The sequence below is a fragment of the Methylobacterium sp. CCH5-D2 genome, from assembly GCF_001556475.1.
Lineage (GTDB): Bacteria > Pseudomonadota > Alphaproteobacteria > Rhizobiales > Beijerinckiaceae > Methylobacterium > Methylobacterium hispanicum.
Genome location: NZ_LSIX01000324.1, coordinates 1 through 514 on the forward strand (window position 1 = coordinate 1; position 514 = coordinate 514).

The 514-nt window shown below is 76.1% G+C and carries 1 pseudogene; it reads left to right on the forward strand.

Going from position 1 to position 514, the window contains the following annotated elements:
* Positions 1-501: pseudogene (locus AX737_RS34230) on the forward strand (hypothetical protein); the annotation flags it as partial.
* Between the last annotated feature and the right edge of the window lie 13 nt (positions 502-514).

Below are 514 nucleotides of genomic sequence, written 5' to 3' on the forward strand. Positions count from 1 at the left end.
GGCCTGCACGTCTTCTCGAGCCGCGAGATCGCCCGCCATGCCGCCGACCCGGCCGGCCCCGGCATGCGCGAGGCGCTGCGCCTCGTCGGCGCGGCGACGGGGCTCGCGGTCGGCGGCGGCGTCCTCGTGGTGGTGACGGGCGGCCAGATCCTCCTCGACCTGTTCGGCGCGGCGTTCCACGCCGCCTATCTGCCGCTGGTGATCCTCACGGTCGGCGTGGCCGCGATGGCGCTCGGAGGCCCGGTCCCGGCGGTGATGCGGCTCACCGGCCACGAGGCCGCCTACGCGCGGATCGCCGGCCTCTTCGTGCTCGCCCGCTGCGCCTGCGTCGCCACCGCGGCGCTCGCCGACGGGCTGATCGGTGCGAGCCTCGCCAGCGCCCTCTGCTCGCTCGCCTGCGCCGTCGTCCTCAACGCGTCCTGCCGCAGGCGGGTCGGCATCGACCCCTCGGTGCTCGGCCTCTTCGGAGGCGCGGGCCCATTCCGCGGAACGCACCCATGAGCCCTTCGATGCG